Origin of the sequence: uncultured Microbacterium sp. (genome assembly GCF_937927635.1) — a bacterium.
Classification (GTDB): Bacteria; Actinomycetota; Actinomycetes; order Actinomycetales; family Microbacteriaceae; genus Microbacterium.
On the sequence record NZ_CALBRW010000017.1, the window covers coordinates 320608 to 337310 of the forward strand.

The 16703-nt window shown below is 66.4% G+C and carries 11 protein-coding genes; 4 read left to right on the forward strand and 7 right to left on the reverse strand.

Annotated features, from left to right (window positions below; genetic code table 11):
* The first annotated feature begins 325 nt into the window (after positions 1-325).
* The 3 genes from Q0568_RS08170 (at position 326) to Q0568_RS08180 (ending at position 5663) form a co-directional block, all read left to right on the forward strand.
* Positions 326-1549 (forward strand): IS256 family transposase, encoded by a 1224-nt coding sequence (locus Q0568_RS08170; RefSeq protein ID WP_298865126.1) that lies wholly within the window; start codon positions 326-328, stop codon positions 1547-1549.
* Between the two features lie 77 nt (positions 1550-1626).
* Entirely contained in the window at positions 1627-3354 is a 1728-nt protein-coding gene (locus tag Q0568_RS08175) for a DUF262 domain-containing protein (RefSeq protein ID WP_298865128.1), read from the forward strand.
* A gap of 5 nt (positions 3355-3359) precedes the next feature.
* Positions 3360-5663, forward strand: a complete 2304-nt coding sequence (locus Q0568_RS08180; RefSeq protein WP_298865279.1) for a DUF262 domain-containing protein — start codon at positions 3360-3362, stop codon at positions 5661-5663.
* 38 nt (positions 5664-5701) lie between these two features.
* Here Q0568_RS08180 and Q0568_RS08185 read toward each other — a convergent pair whose 3' ends face one another.
* The 6 genes from Q0568_RS08185 to Q0568_RS08210 all read right to left on the reverse strand — a co-directional run bounded on the left by Q0568_RS08185 (position 5702) and on the right by Q0568_RS08210 (position 11984).
* Positions 5702-6085, reverse strand: coding sequence for a sulfate permease (locus Q0568_RS08185; protein WP_298865131.1), 384 nt, complete (start codon positions 6083-6085; stop codon positions 5702-5704).
* Positions 6086-6307: 222 nt separating this feature from the next.
* Positions 6308-7036: an adenylate/guanylate cyclase domain-containing protein gene (locus tag Q0568_RS08190; protein WP_036285135.1), complete on the reverse strand. Its 729-nt coding sequence runs from the start codon at positions 7034-7036 to the stop codon at positions 6308-6310.
* A gap of 10 nt (positions 7037-7046) precedes the next feature.
* Positions 7047-7604 carry a Pycsar system effector family protein gene (locus tag Q0568_RS08195; protein ID WP_100810668.1) on the reverse strand — a complete coding sequence of 186 codons (558 nt, stop codon included), beginning with the start codon at positions 7602-7604 and terminating at the stop codon, positions 7047-7049.
* A 105-nt stretch (positions 7605-7709) separates the two neighbouring features.
* Entirely contained in the window at positions 7710-11249 is a 3540-nt protein-coding gene (mobF, locus tag Q0568_RS08200; protein WP_298865282.1) for a MobF family relaxase, read from the reverse strand.
* A 117-nt stretch (positions 11250-11366) separates the two neighbouring features.
* A complete protein-coding gene (locus Q0568_RS08205; protein ID WP_298865149.1) occupies positions 11367-11729 on the reverse strand; it encodes a hypothetical protein in 363 nt (120 codons plus the stop codon).
* Positions 11730-11789: 60 nt separating this feature from the next.
* Positions 11790-11984, reverse strand: a complete 195-nt coding sequence (locus tag Q0568_RS08210) for a hypothetical protein (protein ID WP_298865151.1) — start codon at positions 11982-11984, stop codon at positions 11790-11792.
* Between the two features lie 110 nt (positions 11985-12094).
* On the opposite strand from Q0568_RS08210, the gene Q0568_RS08215 reads away from it, so the two are divergent.
* Positions 12095-14755, forward strand: coding sequence for a DEAD/DEAH box helicase (locus Q0568_RS08215; protein ID WP_298865158.1), 2661 nt, complete (start codon positions 12095-12097; stop codon positions 14753-14755).
* Between the two features lie 9 nt (positions 14756-14764).
* Here Q0568_RS08215 and Q0568_RS08220 read toward each other — a convergent pair whose 3' ends face one another.
* Positions 14765-16558, reverse strand: a complete 1794-nt coding sequence (locus Q0568_RS08220; RefSeq protein ID WP_298865161.1) for a hypothetical protein — start codon at positions 16556-16558, stop codon at positions 14765-14767.
* Positions 16559-16703 lie beyond the last annotated feature (145 nt).

Below are 16703 nucleotides of genomic sequence, written 5' to 3' on the forward strand. Positions count from 1 at the left end.
TCTGGGGCTCAGTCTATCTCTGGACGTTTGCGGACGGCTACGGGGAGTAAACGGACAGGTTTTCGGACAGCGGCGCACGAGCTACTTCAGCCAGACCCTTCGACCCTTCGAAGACCCAGGTGGTCAAAGGTCGGGTGGCGCGCACAAGTGCCTCCCCTCTCGTCGGCGAGCTGGGCGACGGAGCGTCGGGGGGCTCCACTAGGGTGACGTCCCCTGGGGTGGTGTAATTCTCGGCTGAGGAGCGTCGCATGGTCGACGTGGTGAGCCATCGTGCGATGGTCAGTGAGAACTGTCTAGGAATCTCACGAAAGGACACACACGCACGATGGCTCTTGACCAGTCTGCCCTCCTGGAGTTGCTCGGGGAACTGAAACTCACCGACGTCACCGACCGAATCCGTATCGCGACCGAGACGCTCTACCAGGAGCTGATCGACGCGGAAGCTGCCGCGTTCATCGGCGCCGCCCCATTCCAACGCACACCGGATCGTGTCGCCCAACGCAACGGGGTACGGCCACGCGCCCTGACCACGACCGCGGGTGAGCTTCAGTTGCGGGTTCCGAAGCTGCGGCAGGGGTCGTTCTTCCCGTCACTGTTGGAGCGTCGCCGCCGGGTCGATCAGGCACTGTTCGCGGTCGTGATGGAGGCCTACGTCCACGGCGTCTCCACTCGCAAGGTCGACGACTTAGTGAAAGCGCTCGGGGCCGACACCGGCATCTCGAAATCAGAGGTCTCACGGATCTGCGGCAACCTCGACGAGGACGTCGCAGCGTTCCGGGACCGCCCACTGGCAGATCAGACCTACCCATACGTGTTTCTCGACGCGACCTATTGCAAAGCCCGCGTCGGCCGGCGGGTGGTCTCCCAAGCCGTGGTCGTCGCGGTCGGCGTCGCCGCGGACGGGCGCAGGGAGGTGCTTGGCTTCGAGGTGGGAGACACCGAGTCGCAGCCGTTCTGGACCACGTTCCTGCGCTCTTTGAAGGCCCGCGGTTTGGGCGGGGTGAAGCTGGTCATCTCTGACGCTCACACCGGCCTGATCGCCGCGATTCAGACCGTCTTCCAGGGCTCCAGCTGGCAGCGATGCAGGGTTCACTTCATGCGCAACGTCCTGGCGAACGTGCAGAAGGCTGCCGGCCCCATGGTCGCCTCGATCATCCGCACCATCTTTGCCCAACCCGACGCTGAGCACGTGAGCACCCAGTTCGAGGAGGTCGTGCGGATGCTCGCACGCTCCCACCCGAAAGTCGCTGACATGCTCGAGCACGCCCGCGACGACCTACTCGCGTTCACCGAGTTCCCGCCTGCGCATTGGCGACAGATCTGGTCGACCAACCCGCTGGAGCGGGTCAACAAAGAGATCAAACGCCGCACCAACGTCGTGGGCACCTTCCCCAACCCGGCCGCGCTGCTGCGCCTGGCCGGGCACGTGTTGATCGAGCAGCACGACGAATGGGACGGCGCCGACCGCCGCTATTTCAGCGAGCACTCCATGAAGCTCCTCGACATGAAAGAAGAGGAGGTGGCGATCCCGGAACTGAACGCGGCATAATCGCCACAAGCTGATCCCGCACGGTGTTGAGAAACTCCACCACTCAGAGGGACGTCACGCTCCACTAGCGTGGACGAGTGGATGCGATTCTTGAACCGCGAGCAGTCGGTGACGTCACCGGAGCCTTCTTCGTTCCCGGCTACCAGCGGGGTTACCGCTGGGGTCCTGACGAGGTCGACCGTCTCCTCGCAGACATCTGGGAGAGCAACGGCGAGCCGTACTACCTCCAGCCCGTGGTCGTAAAACAGATGGCCGACGGTCGGTGGGAACTCATCGACGGCCAGCAGCGGTTCACCACTCTGTACCTGATCTTCCAGTACATGCGGGATCAGGGGCTGCAGAGCGCCGGCGCTGGCTACTCGATCGAGTACGAGACACGCCCCGGCAGCCAAGAGTTCCTACGGTCACCGATGGCCGACCACAAGGACGAGAACATCGACTTCCACCACATCTTCGGAGCGTATGAACGAATCCGCACATGGTTCGAGGCGTGGGAGCATCGCACTCAGCACGTCGCCAACAAGTTCTACGGCTACCTCTTCGACTCGGTCAAAGTGATCTGGTATGAGGCATCGCAAGATCTCGATTCCATCACCCTGTTCACCCGACTGAACGTCGGGCGGATCCCGTTGACTGACGCCGAACTCGTCAAGGCGCTCGTGTTGGCAAACAGCCGTGCGCGTCCTGGATACTCAGACAAGAGCGAGCAGATCGCCGCGCAGTGGGACCAGTTCGAGCGGGAACTTCGCGCGCCGGAGGTGTGGTCGTTCATCACAGGCCGACACGAGCACGAGGCAACCCACATCGGGCTCGTCCTCGACACTCTCGCCGATCAGATCGGCGGGAGGCCTTCCGGTCGGCACCGCCCTCGCTACTACACGTTCGAAACGCTGAGGAACGAAATCACCGCAGATGCGCAGGCATTCTGGGACCGAGTCGTCAGGCTCCATTCACTGATCCTCGGCTGGCACGACGACCGCCAAATCTTCCACAAGGTCGGATTCCTGATCCAGGTCGGAAGCGACACCTTCGGCCAGCTCGTGAATATGGCCGACGGCCTCACCAAACCGCAGTTGCATGAGGCCCTCGACGGCCGAATCCGTGATGTGCTCGACCTGACGGAGGAGGACCTCGGCGCACTGGATTACGACACTAGGAGCGCGAAATGTAACGAGGTCTTGCTGCTGATGAACGTGGAGACAGTTCGCGCCCGCAAGGACGACACTGCCCGGTATTCGTTCAACGCCCACTCACGCGGCTCCTGGTCGCTGGAGCACATCCACGCGCAGAACGCCAAGGAACTCCGGCGCGACGAGAAGATCTGGCGCGAGTGGCTCCTGCTACAGCGCGATGTCGTGGAGGACCTGCCGACGCTCGAGAGCGCGGTCCGCGCCGAACTCCTCTCCGAGATCGACGACGTGCTCGGGATGATCGCGGAGCAGCAGGTTCATGGAGTCGGCGTCCGCTTCGACGCGGTGAAGGCCGCCGTCGAGGATGCCCTCACGGGCGAATCGACTCGCCGGGGAGAAAACGTGCACTCGCTGGCGAACCTGGCCTTGCTGGCAAGTGGCGACAACAGCGCCCTCAGCAACTCGACGTTCGAGGTCAAGCGTCGGGAGATTCTCGCCCGGGACAAAGCCGGCTCATACATTCCGCCGTGCACCCGCAACGTGTTCCTCAAGTACTACACCGATGCCGACGACCAGCAGATTCACTTCTGGGGAGCCGCCGACCGCGAGAGCTATCTGAAGGCGATCCTCGAAGCCGTCGCCCCGTACCTGCAGACGTCGGAGGTCGCAGCGTGACCGAGATGCGCGGCACCAAGACCTCATTCGCCCGCATGTTCCAGCCCGGTGAGACCGGCGCGGACACCATCAAGCGTGTCGAGATCCCGCTCATCCAGCGCGACTACGCGCAGGGCCGAGACGAACGCGGTGTCAACAGCATCCGCGCAGACTTCCTCGGCGTCCTCATTGAAGCGCTCGTAGGCGACGAGACTGTCGATCTCGACTTCGTGTACGGGGAGATTGGCGACGGAACGCTGCGACCCCTCGACGGACAGCAACGCCTCACAACCCTGTTCCTCATTCACTGGTACATCGCTGCGCGAACTGATCGACTCCACGAGGCCGCGGCGGTCCTCCGGTTCGAGTACGCGACTCGTGCAAGCGCCGAACTCTTCTGCCGCGAGCTCGTCAAGCCCGAGCACTCCCCCGGCGATGACTTCTCCACGCCAAAGACGTGGATCACGGATCAAGCGTGGTATCTCCATGCCTGGCGGCACGACCCGACAATCCAATCGATGTTGAACATGCTCGACGCGGTCCACGAGCGAATCATCGCGGAGAACATCGATCTCGATTCCGCATGGGAGCGACTCATGGACGAGTCGGCACCAGCGGTGTCCTTCTACCTTCTTCCCATCGACGACATGCCTTCCGGCGAAGAGCTGTACATCAAGATGAACTCGCGGGGAAAGCCGCTCACGGACTTCGAGAACTTCAAGGCGAGACTGGAGAAGCTCTTTCACGAGACTCTGCCCAAGGACGACTTCGACGCGATCATCCACAAACTCGACGGTGTGTGGAGCGACGTGCTCTGGAGCTTCCACGGCGGAGACCACCTCATCGACGACGAGTTCCTCCGGTACCTCGAGTTCATCATCGAGATCAGCGAGTGGCGCGACAACGTGGTCCCTGAGGGCACCCTGCTGGAGCGGGCGGAACGCGCCTTCGACGTCGGCAACCCGAACGCAGCGAGTCACATCGCCTTCTTGACTCATGCCTTCGACACCTGGGTAGGCGTCGACGACGTGCGCGCAGCATTTGAGGAGCACTTCGTCGACCTCGCCCGCAGCAGCGCCGCATCACAGACCGGGCGTGTGCCGCTCGACACCACGAATCTCAACCTGTTCGAAGGCTGTCTCGAGCTGTACGGAAAGCGAACTGGAAACCGGCGGCTCTTCTCGCTGGCGGAGACGCTCATGCTCTTCGCCGTGCTCATCCATCGGCAGTATGCGACCGAGGAAATCGCGGCTCGACTCCGAATCCTTCGCAATCTCGTCGATGGCGCCGACGACGAAGTGCGCCTCGAACGGATGGGTGACCTCATCCCGAGCGTCGAGCAACTCATTCGCGACGGCGACCTCGCAACGACCCGCGGCTTCAACCCCGACCGCGTGCAAGACGAACTCGACAAGATCGCGCTGATCGAAACCCACCCAGAGCTCGAACACTCAGTGCATTCCCTCGAAGACCATCCACTTCTTCGCGGCAGGATCTTCGCGTTCGACCTCGACCCAGAGTCGCTCCAGCGCCACGCGACTGTGTTTCCCGATGTCGTCGCGCCGCAGCACTGGCCGATCTTGACCGGCGCGCTCTTGGCGAAGGGCGACTACGGATATCCCCGCACGGCGGGAAGAGCCGTTCAGCTGGGAACCGGAGACCCGAAGCAGAGCGCGCGGTGGCGTGGCGTCTTCTCCAATCGAGGACGCGGTCGGAACCAGGCACTCCGAGCCGCACTCGCCTCCCTGCTCGACGACGTCGCGGCGGACGGTGGTGGCAGCGTCGGTCACTCGTTGCAGCGAGTCACCGATGAGTTCGTCGAGCAGGCCCGGTCAACGCGACGCTTCACCTGGCGCGCGTATCTCGCCACCTACCCGGAGATGCGGGAGGGCGAGACGGGCGTCTACTACGGCGAGTACCTGCAGGAAACTGGGCAGTGGAGACACTCCATGTGCATGTTGCGCACCCCTGACCTCAGCGGGAGCGGACGATACCGAGACCCCTATCTCTGGGCGATGTATCGAGTCAGCGGGCTCGCGTCGGGTATCGAGACTCTGTGGTTCTCGGGGTACGAGTTCCAACCACGGTGGCTCGTTCTCTCGGCCAGCGGCGCTGGTATTCGCATCGTTCCCGATGGATTCGAACTGGCTCCGCCCGCCGATGCGGCTCTGTCGCGACGGTTCCGAGACATCTGCGCCCAACATGGTGCAACATCGGACACGCACCTTCCAGTCGCGCAGGTCGACCTTGACGGCGAACTCGTCGACACCGAGGACCGAGTCGCAATGGGTGCTGCTCTCCTGACGGCGCTCGTAGCGGCCGGTCTCTGACCGAACGAGCCGCGGGAGCTTCAGAAGCTATTATCAGATCAGCGGAGCGACGCGGTCAGCACGGAGATGTCGCTGCCGGTCGTGTATCCCGCCGACTGACGCTCGGTGAGTAGCCGGTCACGCCGCTCGGCGATGCGTGCCCGGATCAGGGCGATCAGAGTGATCGGGCCGTTGACGAGGAACTTCAGTGCGTTCCAGATGAACAGCAGCACGAGCAGGTTCAGCCACCCCGGCCCGCCATCGGCGATCCAGACGGTCAGCAGCCACGCGCCGAGCAGATACGGCACGGCGATCAGCATGGCGGGCACACCCCACTTCAGTCCGCGGCGCGTCCGCAGCGCGTTGAGCAGGATGTTCGTCGGCATGTACGTCCACAGGAACAGCCGAACTCGGATGCTGAGATTCCAGAGCAGTCGGAACATGATGTCCGTCTCCTGAGAGGGTGCGTAGCTCCGCCGAGGAGGTAGATCATGTGGTGAGCGTCCCGAGGGGACCGTCGCAAGCGACCTAGAAATCGTGGCTACTACCTCGACACCCAGGGTACGCCCGACCTCGGACACACGGAAGGTTCCGCGCCAAGTCACTCTGGGAGGAGGACAACGACCTGGACGAGCGGCGGCCGAACCTCATCAGCTCGGAAACCGTCAGCTGAGGGTATCGACCCAATCGTTCATCGGAGTGCTCACGACGTTGCCAGTGTGGACCGTCCCGAGGCCGTTCACATATCGAGAAGTCAACAGTGCCTTGTTGTGGTCGTTGAGATTCTGCTCGAAGACGCCGCCTACGAAGATCGGATCGGCCCACCCTCTGCCTGCTTCGTGTGCCAGGTGAGCGGCGCGGTTGACGACGTCGCCCATGTAGACGACATCATTGATTCCGCTGCCACTGAATCCCGCCTTGATCATGAGCACTCGGCCGTAGTCGACGCCGATGCCGATCTTCAGGGGGTCGATCCCCTTCTTCGCGTAGTGGTGGTTGAGGAGCTTGATGAGTGTGTTCGCCTGATAGGCAATGCCAAACACATCGTCAATGTGCGTCTTCTGCGTGGTCTTGTACACAGCCCAGACGCAGTCCCCAACGATATTCACTTCCCGGACGTACAGATCGGAGTTCAGCACCGCCACCATCTCAGAGATGAACGCGCGATATATCTTTGCGAGAATCGGACGCTTGTGCTTGGCGGTGAGCCCAGAAGAGTCTCGGATGTCGATGAAGACCGCCGAGCACATTCCATAGAACCCGTTCGTGAACGTGAGCTTGTCCCGGTCGGGCAGCCCGTCGACCTCCTCGAAGCTTCCTGCGGGCTGATCCAGGATCGCCTTGATCCGATCGGAACTGCTCGTGTAGCTGTACGCCTTGTAGTTGCCGTCCATGTTCCCGTCCTCAGATGCTTTCAATCCCGACGATGATTGCGACCGCCGCGACGCACGCGCCAGCCGCTAGGGCCGACCGGATCGCCCATTTCACGTACTTCGCCTTGAGCGTCGCGATCTTTGCGTTCGCGTGGACCTGATCAGCGAGATCCCGGACGAGTTCGCGCGGATCCGCTGTTAGCGTGCCCAGCACTTCCGTGTAGCCGGGACGGTCGCCTTTGAAATGTCGGGCGATGCTTGCGAAGAAGACGCGATTGATTGCTTCGGGGGCAGCGTCCTTGTCGTTGACGCGCGGAGTCAGAGTCCAGCCGCAGAGCGCCGCGGTCAGCACCGAGAGCGCGCACGCAGCGACGACAATCACATCGAAGATGAGAGAGCGCTGCGTGAACTCCCTGACGAGGTTGAACAGCATCGTGCCGAGAACACCAACGAAAGCGAGAGTTACCCCTGCCTTGGCGTCCGAGTGACGGATCCACTCGTTGACAAGGCTCAGCAGTTTCCACGCGTGATCAGGATCGGGGTCGGGCGCAGGCGGTCTCTTTGCACGGCGGAAGATCAGTAGAGGCACGCTTCGAACGTACTCGGGGGCCCGGACATCACGGGCAACTCAGTGCGTAGGCGTGGCCACCAAAGCACCTACGTGGAGGACACGGGACGACGTGCATCCGTGCCGCTACATGCCCAAGCGGGGCGTAGAGCGCTCTGGCACATACGATCCCGGCTCCGGTTCTGCTGCGCGTGCCGCGAGCAGCCGCGCGCGGTGGATCGCGGCGCGCGCTCGTGCAGCGTGTGCGCGTTGCCGGGCGTCGTCGCCGATGAGTCCCAGCGTGCTGGTCTCGCTGATGCCGTAGGTGTCGCGGTACGCGGCGACGGTGCGCGCCTCGCGCCGCCAGAGCTCGGCAGGCTGCGGTTCGGCGGGCTCGGTGCCGAGTTCCACGATCCACGCCGCCGACGACCCGATAGCCTCCGTGACGAGTGCGTCGGCGCGCTGTTCGATGAGTGCGGCGCGCTCCCGGAGCGCCGTGCGCTCGTCGTCACCCATCGGGCCGAGTGCGGGGGTGATGAGTCCTGCGATGGGCGTGGCGGGCTGGCGAACGCGCCCGGCTCCGTTCGCGCGAGCCAGGGCTCGTATCACCCGCTCGTGGAGCACCGCGGAGATGTCGCCCGCGTCATCAAATGGCCGTGAAGCGACGAGCGCACCGAGGAGGCGTTGCGCGTCGTACCCGTCGGCCTCGGCGCGGCGCAGCTCGGCAACCAGCACCCCGAACGCGGTCGACGCGAGTGCGGCGTCGGCTTCCGCCTGGGTAAGCCGGGTCGCGCGGATGGCCGCCTCCCAGCGGGGCTGCTGTGCAGCGGCCGCGATGGTCTCGTACTCGGCGGCGAGCTGCGCGACCGATCCCCAGGTGTCCTGCTCGGCGGTGATGGTCTGGTGGGCCGAGAGTTCCGCGCCGACGTGGGCGAGTACGCCCGCGAGCACCCTGCGCGCCGCTATCGCGGCGGTGCCTTCGGTCGGCGGGTGGATGTGCTCGTCGTCAGGTCGGTTCAGGGAGACGTAGGCGGTGTTGCTGTGGATGCCGCGGGTCATGGCGACGTAGAAGTTCTCGCGGGTCGCGCCGGGCTCGACGAGCGTGTGGCCGGTGTCGACGGTGACGCCTTGCGCGCGGTACGCGGTGACCGCGTAACCGAGTTCGACGTGCTCGGCGACGTACTCGGACGGGAGTCGGAGCGTGGCACCCCAGCGCCGTCCGGCCGGGCGAACCCGCAGCGATCCATCGTCACCAACCTTGATGATCGTCCACCGGCTACCGTTGCGCACCCATCCGCGCCCGACACGCAGCGAGCGGTCGTTGCGGCGGGTGATGACGGTATCGCCGACGGATGCCTCGGTGCCGTCGTGCAGGCGCGTCTCGGCGCGGGCGGCGACAGCTCCGGCGAGGATTAGCTCGGCGCGGGCGCGCTGGTTGAGCGTGGTGACCATCGCGCTGGACTCGGCGATGAGGATGCTTGCCAGCCCCGCGGCCTGGTCGCGCTGCCATGCCTGGTAGGCGGCGTCCGCCATGCGCGCGGCTTCTCCCGCGCGGATGCGCCCGTGGGCCTGGTAGGTGTCGATGGCTTCGATGCATCCGTGGCGCAGGTCGAGGGTGGCATCCTTCTCCCAGGCTGCGGCGATGCGGCGCACGTCGGTCAGCTCGGGCACGTCGTCGCGGTGGGCGATGAGCAGCCCGAACGCTCCCCCGGCGTCGACGGACTGGAGTTGCGCGGGGTCGCCCGCGAGCAGCACCTTGGCTCCGGCGTCTGCCGCGACGCGCACGAGCCGGTCGAGCGCGAGCGTCCCGGCGAGGGATGCCTCGTCCACGATCACGAGCTGCCCAGCGGTGAACCCGGTGCCGTGGTCGCGGTAGGTCTGCCACCACTTCGCGGTGTTCTCTGTCGGGATGCCGAGGTCACCGGCCAGCACTTCGGCCGCGACCGCGGATGGTGCCAGGCCGACGACCGAGCCGTGCCCGTGCTCGGCCTCCCATGCGCGACGCAACGCGCGCAGCGCGGTGGTCTTGCCCGCCCCCGCGGGGCCGACGAGCAGGTCGAGCATCCGGCCTGACGACGCAATCGCTGCGAGTGCCGCGCGCTGGTCGTCGCCGAGCGCGCGCCCACGGCGGGGTTGCAGCGCGTGCGCGATGGTTGCGTCGGCCAGGCGCGGTGCAACCTGCTCGCGGGAGCGTGCAAGCAGCCGATCCTCAGCAGCGAGCACCGCGGCACCGCTGTATCGGGCGGCGTTGCGAGGCCGGAACACGCTCGTCCAGTCCGCGCGCCGGAACGCAGCGGGACTGGAGGCCAGCTCAGGCGGGGTGAGCCGAATGGACGCCTGCTCCGCGGCGTCGGCGATCACCCCCGTGATCGCCTCGCGGTCCTCGGTGGCGGCGAAGCGCCAGCCCATCGTCTGCCGTGCTGCCTCCGCGTACAGGTTCCAGTGGCTCCACGTCGTGCGCTTCTCGGCAACCGCGGCGACCGCCGAGGCGCCGAGCCTGGCGATCTGCTCCAGTGGAACGTCCTCCGCGCGCAGCAGCTTCGCGGGCTCGACCGCGACGGCTTCTCGCGCCCATTCGGTTGCGTCCCGGCCCAGCAGTCGGCTCGCGCGGGTGCGCCACTCCTGGGCGAGGTCGGCGAGCGGGCGGACTTCCTTGTCGGGCCGGGTTGCCAGCGTCGCCTGCTGCCGCAGCCGGATGATCGTCTCCCGTGACGGCGCGTGCCCGTGCGCTCGCTCGTACTCGGCGATCAGCCTGTCCTTCTCGATGTCGATGTGCCGCGACCGGGACGAGAACTCGGCGACCAGCTCCTCGGGCACCGTGGCGACCGCCCACACCGGGTTGCGATCCGCGCCCCGGTCGCGCCGCTCCCACCCGACGCCGAGCGCGCGGGTCAGGTGGTCGGCGAACACCGCGGTGTGCAGCTCGCTCAGCGCCACGGTCGCCGCGTGCAGAGGCTGGCCATCCAGCGACCGCCACTTGCCGTCGAACAGGGTGCGCACTTTGTTGCTCACCACGACATGCGTGTGCAACTGCGGATCGCCCGCCCGCGAGTCAAAGTGATCGAACGCGGTAGCGATGAACCCGATTACCTCAACCTGCGCAACAGCTCCCCCGCGGGACTTTGCGCCGGAGCGCGTCGCGGCAAGCTCACGCTCCATGAACGCAACCACCTCCGCAACCGCCGCATGGTGCGCCTCCGCGATCCGTGCCTGCGTCGTTGCGTCCGCAACCGCCCACAGCACCGAGGCGGACTTCGGCAGCGAGAAGGTGAAGTCGTACCCGGCGACTGCCCGCCGCGAGATGCGCGTCGACTCCTCCGCCTCGATCACCACAACAGCCTCGGCCCGCTCATCCGCGCCCAACGCCGGATCGAGCCGCGAGATGCGCGCCGCGATCCGATCCTCGACGCTCGGGAACACCGGATACGCCCTCCCCAGCGGATCGCCCGTCACAGGATCGCGCCCCATCCCCAGCAGAAGCTGGAGCTGCGCCTCCGAGACCGGCGCGCCCTCGTGAATCTCACCCTCCCCGAGCGCCGCGAGCCCGCCGCCCATCCAGCGGCCCGGCGGCGTGCCCTGCTCGGCGTAGTACCGGGTCAGCGGCGTCGAGAGCGCCCGCTCGCCGTCAGCCGACGCCACGGAGCGCAGCAGGTACTTGTAGCCGTCCCCCGCGCCCATGACCCGCATCGAAACCGACACCCGACACCGCCTCTCTCGTCAGAGAGGTGAGCCGCCGAGCCCGCCGTCAGGCGCGATCGACCTCGATGTGCAAGACGTGTACTGGTCTCTGGAGGGCTTTGACGGTCAGACGAGGCGGGCGCGGACGACCGCGATGTCGCGTTCGTGGTCGCGGACGATCTTGTCGGCCTTCGTCGTGAACTCCGACTTGTGGATGACAACAACGCGGATGCCGTGCTGCGGCAGGATCTCCACCTTCCGCTGGTCGTAGAGTCGGCGCTGCTCGCCGCGAGGCACCCCGGAGACGGTCGCGCGTCGGTCGAACAGCGGCACGGCCTCGGTGTGCTGCTTCTCCTGGAACTCGACCACGAGATTCAGGGGCGGCCAGTATCCATCGATGGGGAGCCTGCGAGTCCGTCCGGTCGTCGGCGACACGTCTCCGATGAGCCACGGGAACGTCGCCTGGCGCTGGCCGCGAGTTCCGATCACCTCGTCGCAAAGGTCGAGGACGTAGTGTTCGTCGCTGTCCGCGCGCTTGCCCACAGCGATCTACAGGTACTCGATGACGACAAGAGCGCGGTAGCTCGTGGCGAACTCGCTGTAGGAGGTGATCGATAGCGAGATGATCTTGTGCTCGGGCTTCTCCGACAGCTCCGCGAGGATCGCGTTACGAATCGAGGCTCGGAGGCTGTCGAAGATGTTGATTTCGACGATCTCCTGCTTGCTGGTCAGTCCCTCTGCCACGCTCGTCCTCTCGCTGCGCCCGGTTGCGGCGTGCTCGCCACGATACGGCGAACCCGCGACATCGGCGGCTGCCGATAGCGTGAGTGTGCCCGAGAGGAACGACAGTACACATGCCACTGAGCCGCGATGAGGCGCAACAACTGCGCCCGGTGATCGAAGAGGTCACCGCGTGGTCGAAGCACGCCACGGCAATCGTCGCGCATCGCACTCGGGTCGCTGCTGAGGCCGATGCCGCCTTCGGCGTGCTTCGCGCGCGCATGGTCGACGTGGCGATCCGAAGTGGGAGTCGCTTGGCGGTGTTGCCACTACGGGATGCCGATAGTGGACAACTCGGCATCCTGACCCGATCCGTCTCGCTGCCGGAGATCCGGGCAGGCGAGGCGACCTGGCTCGGTCAGCTCATGAACGAGGTGCCGAAGGCGCTGAACGATGCGAGGTCCAACTTCGGACTCCGCAAGCTGTTCAGTGGTGGTCAGTCGCGCGAAGCGGGCGAACGCGCAGCTCGCTACCTGCTCGACTACCAGCGGTGGGGTGCTGCGTCGGGTGTTGCTGCGACGCTGACCCGCTTCGATGATCGCGCACGTCCGGCACAGCCCGTCGATGTCGTTCACGCGCTCGTCCCGTCCGTGGGGTTCGCTCCGCGGCTCTCGTCGCTGGGCGTCGGCCAGCTCGTGCCGGGCGCAGCGGTCGCCAGCCTCCCTGCGGCGATCAAGACGATCCAGGATGCGCTCGATAAGGAGTCGCGCTACCGACAGCAGGTTGTCGATGCGGGTGTCGCTCTGAGGAAGGCCGAGGCGCAGAAGGTCATCGCCGAGATGCCGGTGGAACGGCTGAAGGACGCGACCCGCGAGCGCATCCGCATCAGCCCGCTCGCGGATGCGGGCATCGTCACGATTCAGGACGTGTTCACCTACGCGAACCGTCTCGCCTCGATCCAGGGAATCGGCGCGACGTCCGCGCACCGGATTCGCGGAGCCGCCCAGACCCTCTGGCAGACGAGTTACGAGGAGATGCCGGTACGGATCGACATTGCCGCACCCTCGCCTCAGACGATTGACCTCGTTCGGCACCTTGCCACCTGGGACGCGACCCGACGGACGAAGAACGCCACCCGCGACCTCGCACGAGCTGAGGCACTCACCCCGCTGGCGCGGACGCTCGATCCGCGAGTGGCCCAGCTCGCCGTCTTCGGCGGCAGCACGGACGAGTTCATCGCTGCCATCGAGGCCGTCGTGCTGCGCGCACAGAGCATCTCAGGCACCGCAGCAGGCTCGGCTCCCGCCGACCCCTGGCAGGACTTCCTCGCCAGGCCGGCCGACTACTTCGCCATGCTGCAGGAGCTGGGTTTCCTCACCGAGGACGAGGACGCGGTGCTCGGCGGGCTGCCCGAGGAAGTCGTCGCCGCCGTCCGTGAGTTCGAGCTGGAGACGGAGCATCTTTCCGTCTCCTTGCGCGGGTATCAGGGCTTCGCGGCTCGGTTCGCGCTCGTACAGCGCAAGGTCATCATCGGCGACGAGATGGGGCTCGGGAAAACCATCGAGGCGCTCGCCGTCCTCGCTCACCTCCGCGCGAAGGGCTCGCACCATTCGCTGGTGATCTGCCCGGCGGCGGTCGTCACGAACTGGGTTCGAGAGGTGCACGCGAAATCCGCGCTGAACGCTTACCGACTGCACGGGCCTGGCCGAGACGCCGCACTTCGGGGCTGGCGTCGTCAGGGCGGTGTCGCCGTGACGACCTACGAGTCGCTGGGCTGGTTGGAGCCCCACCTCGGGAGCGTGGAGGAACTGGCCTGCGTCGTGCTCGACGAGGCGCACTACATCAAGAACCCCGGTGCGCTCCGCGCTCAGCGCAGCGCCCGCGTGATCGACCGCGCTGACCGTGCGGTGCTGCTCAGCGGCACTCCGTTGGAGAACCGGGTCGAGGAGTTCCGCACGCTCGTCGACTATATCCGCCCGGATCTCGTGGTCGACGCCAGTGACCTACGGCCGCGACTCTTCCGGCAGCAGGTCGCTCCCGTGTACCTGCGGCGAAACCAAGAGGACGTGCTGACCGAGCTTCCCGCGCTGGTCGAGGTCGAGGAATGGCTGCCACTCTCCCGCGCCGACGCAATCGCCTACCGGGATGCGGTGATGGCGGGCAACTTCCAGGCGATGCGCCAGGCCGCGTTGCTCCAGGGCAGCGACTCTGAGAAGCTCCAGCGTCTCATCGAGATCGTCGAGGAGGCGGAGGACAACGGCCGCAAGGTCATCGTGTTCTCCAACTACCTGAGCGTCCTGGATGAAGTCACCGCAGCGCTGCCCGGCGTGGTCTTCGGGCCGCTCACCGGAGCCGTCCCTGCTGCGAAGCGTCAGTCGATGGTGGACGACTTCACCTCTGCCGAGGCAGGGGCGGTGCTCGTCTCGCAGATCGTCGCCGGAGGTGTCGGCCTGAACATCCAGGCTGCCTCTGTGGTGGTGATCTGTGAGCCGCAGCTCAAGCCGACGACCGAGTGGCAGGCCATCGCCCGCGCCCGCCGGATGGGCCAGTTGCAGTCCGTGCAGGTGCATCGACTGCTCTCCGAGGAAGGCGTCGACGTGCGCATCGTGCAGATCCTCGCCAGGAAGCGAGAGCTGTTCGCCGACTTCGCGGCGATCAGCGACACCGCGGAAGCCGCCCCGGAAGCGTTCGACGTGTCTGAGGCCGAACTCGTGCGCGAGGTCATCGAGTCCGAGCGGCAGCGCCTGTTCTCCGGCGCACGGACGACCGAGCCCGCCGACGAGCAAGTGAGCTGACCTCGCGCGCTATTCCGCCTCGAACTCGTTGGTGGTGAACTTCAGGGTGGTGGCGTTCTCTCGGATGGTGCGGAGCTGCTGCTCGGTGAAGCCGTCGGGGTGGATGGCGTCGATGGAGAGCGAGATTGTGAGCTTCGCGCCGGACGCGGCGAGGTTGGTCAGCACCTCGGTGGCGATCTTGGCGAAGTCCGCGGAGTAGCGTTCCGCGCTGATCGGCGCGCTGCCGACGTACCGCGTCGCCGCGGGCCTCCTCGCGGGTGCTGGCGCGGCCGTCGTCGCACCCCCCGGCGCAGCCGATGCCGCGGCCGCGCCCGTCGGCTGTGCATCCGCCCCTGACTCGGGCGCGCTGGTCGCAGCTGCCGCCACTTCCTCGGCGCGCTGCGCTTCGGCCGGCGTGGGCTTGACGATCAGCGTCGCGTCGGTCACGGGTGCGCGCCCGGTGTCGCCGGGCAGCCAGAGTCCGTTGTAGCGGTCGGTGGCGTCGTCGTAGCGGTCGGCGAGGGCGAAGCTCTCGCTCTGCCAGAGCAGCGGCTGGTTGTCGATGGCGTCGACTAGTACTTCGCGGGAGCGCAGGCGCGGCATGTACGGGTACTGCGCGTACAGGCTCCACAGGTCGCCGACCGCGATGTGTCCCGCCGACCAAGCGGCGGGCACCTTCGTGTCGAGCGCGAGCCGGATCGAACGCGCCGCATGCTGGGTGGAGTACGCGCCCGCACTGCCGAGCTTCTTGGCGACGCGCTCGGCGAGTGAGCCCGCCTGCCCGTCGGCCTTGACCTCCTCCAGCTCGAACGGCGAACCGGGGTCGGGCGCTACCGGGTTGAGCACCCACTGATAGGTCAACGCGAGCCGGTCGTCGACCGTGCGGCCGAACTGGTCGCGCTTGTCGGTGGCCTGCGCGAGCTGCTGCGGCGTGAGGTTCAGCTCGTTCGCCTTCTCAGCGATCTCCTTCCACGCCAGATACGAGCGCGCAGCCTGGTCGAGTTCGGCCAGGCGCTCCTCGTCGGGCGCGAGGAACACCACCATGTTGCGATTGGCGCGGTTCGCGGTGCCGCGCCGCTCGGTCGCGGCCCGCGCGAAGTCGTGCGCAGGCGAGTCCCCCTTCTTGCGCCGGTGCGGGAACTTCGGGTGCAGGATGACGAGCCTGGCCTGGTCGGTGTCGGGGATGTCGCCGGAGTCGTTCGGGCCGACGTGGACGCCCGCGAAGTCCGAGCGCACGCGCTCCTCGCCGCGCAGCCGCTTCACGATCTCGGCCCACACATCCTCGGGGTGCAGTGCATCGGCAGCGTCCTTCGCACGGCGGGTGATGTTCGCCTGGGTGTCATACCAATGCTTGCCCGCCGACGAGTAGTAGTAGGTGGTACGGTCGCCGAGTTGGGTGAGCGCGGAGTGGAAGTTGCCGACGACATCGCCCGGCACCGCCGCGCCGATGAACACCCGCTGAGTGTCGATGCCCTTGTGCGCGGTGCCGATCGTCGGTGCCGCGCCGAAGAACACGGTGCGGGCCAGGCGCTTGGTCACCGACCGTTGCCCGAGCACGGGCTTGTCGCTGTCGATGCGGGCGGGCTCGGAATTCGTCCCGTCCACGTCGGCGTCGATGACGGCCTTCCACGAGTCCTGGAGGTACTGCGTCAGCTCCGCGTTCACCGAGGCGACCGACAGCGGGATCGAGCCGGGCAGGATGAGCGGTCCCTGGTCTTCGCCGACCCACAGCGCATGGATGACGGCGTTCATCAGCCGCAGCACGCCGCGGGTGCGCTGGAACCGCTCCAGCGAAGACCAGTCCTCGTAGAGCCGGTCGAACAACTCGGGATGCAGCGGGTAGGTCTGCTGTATGCGCCGCCCGTACTGCGGGTCGCGTGCCTCCTTCGGGAACTCCCCCGCGTTGGCCTGGAGATGCCGGGGCTTCCCGCGGCGGGGCGTCGAGGATGCCGTCGAGCAGGTCGGCGCG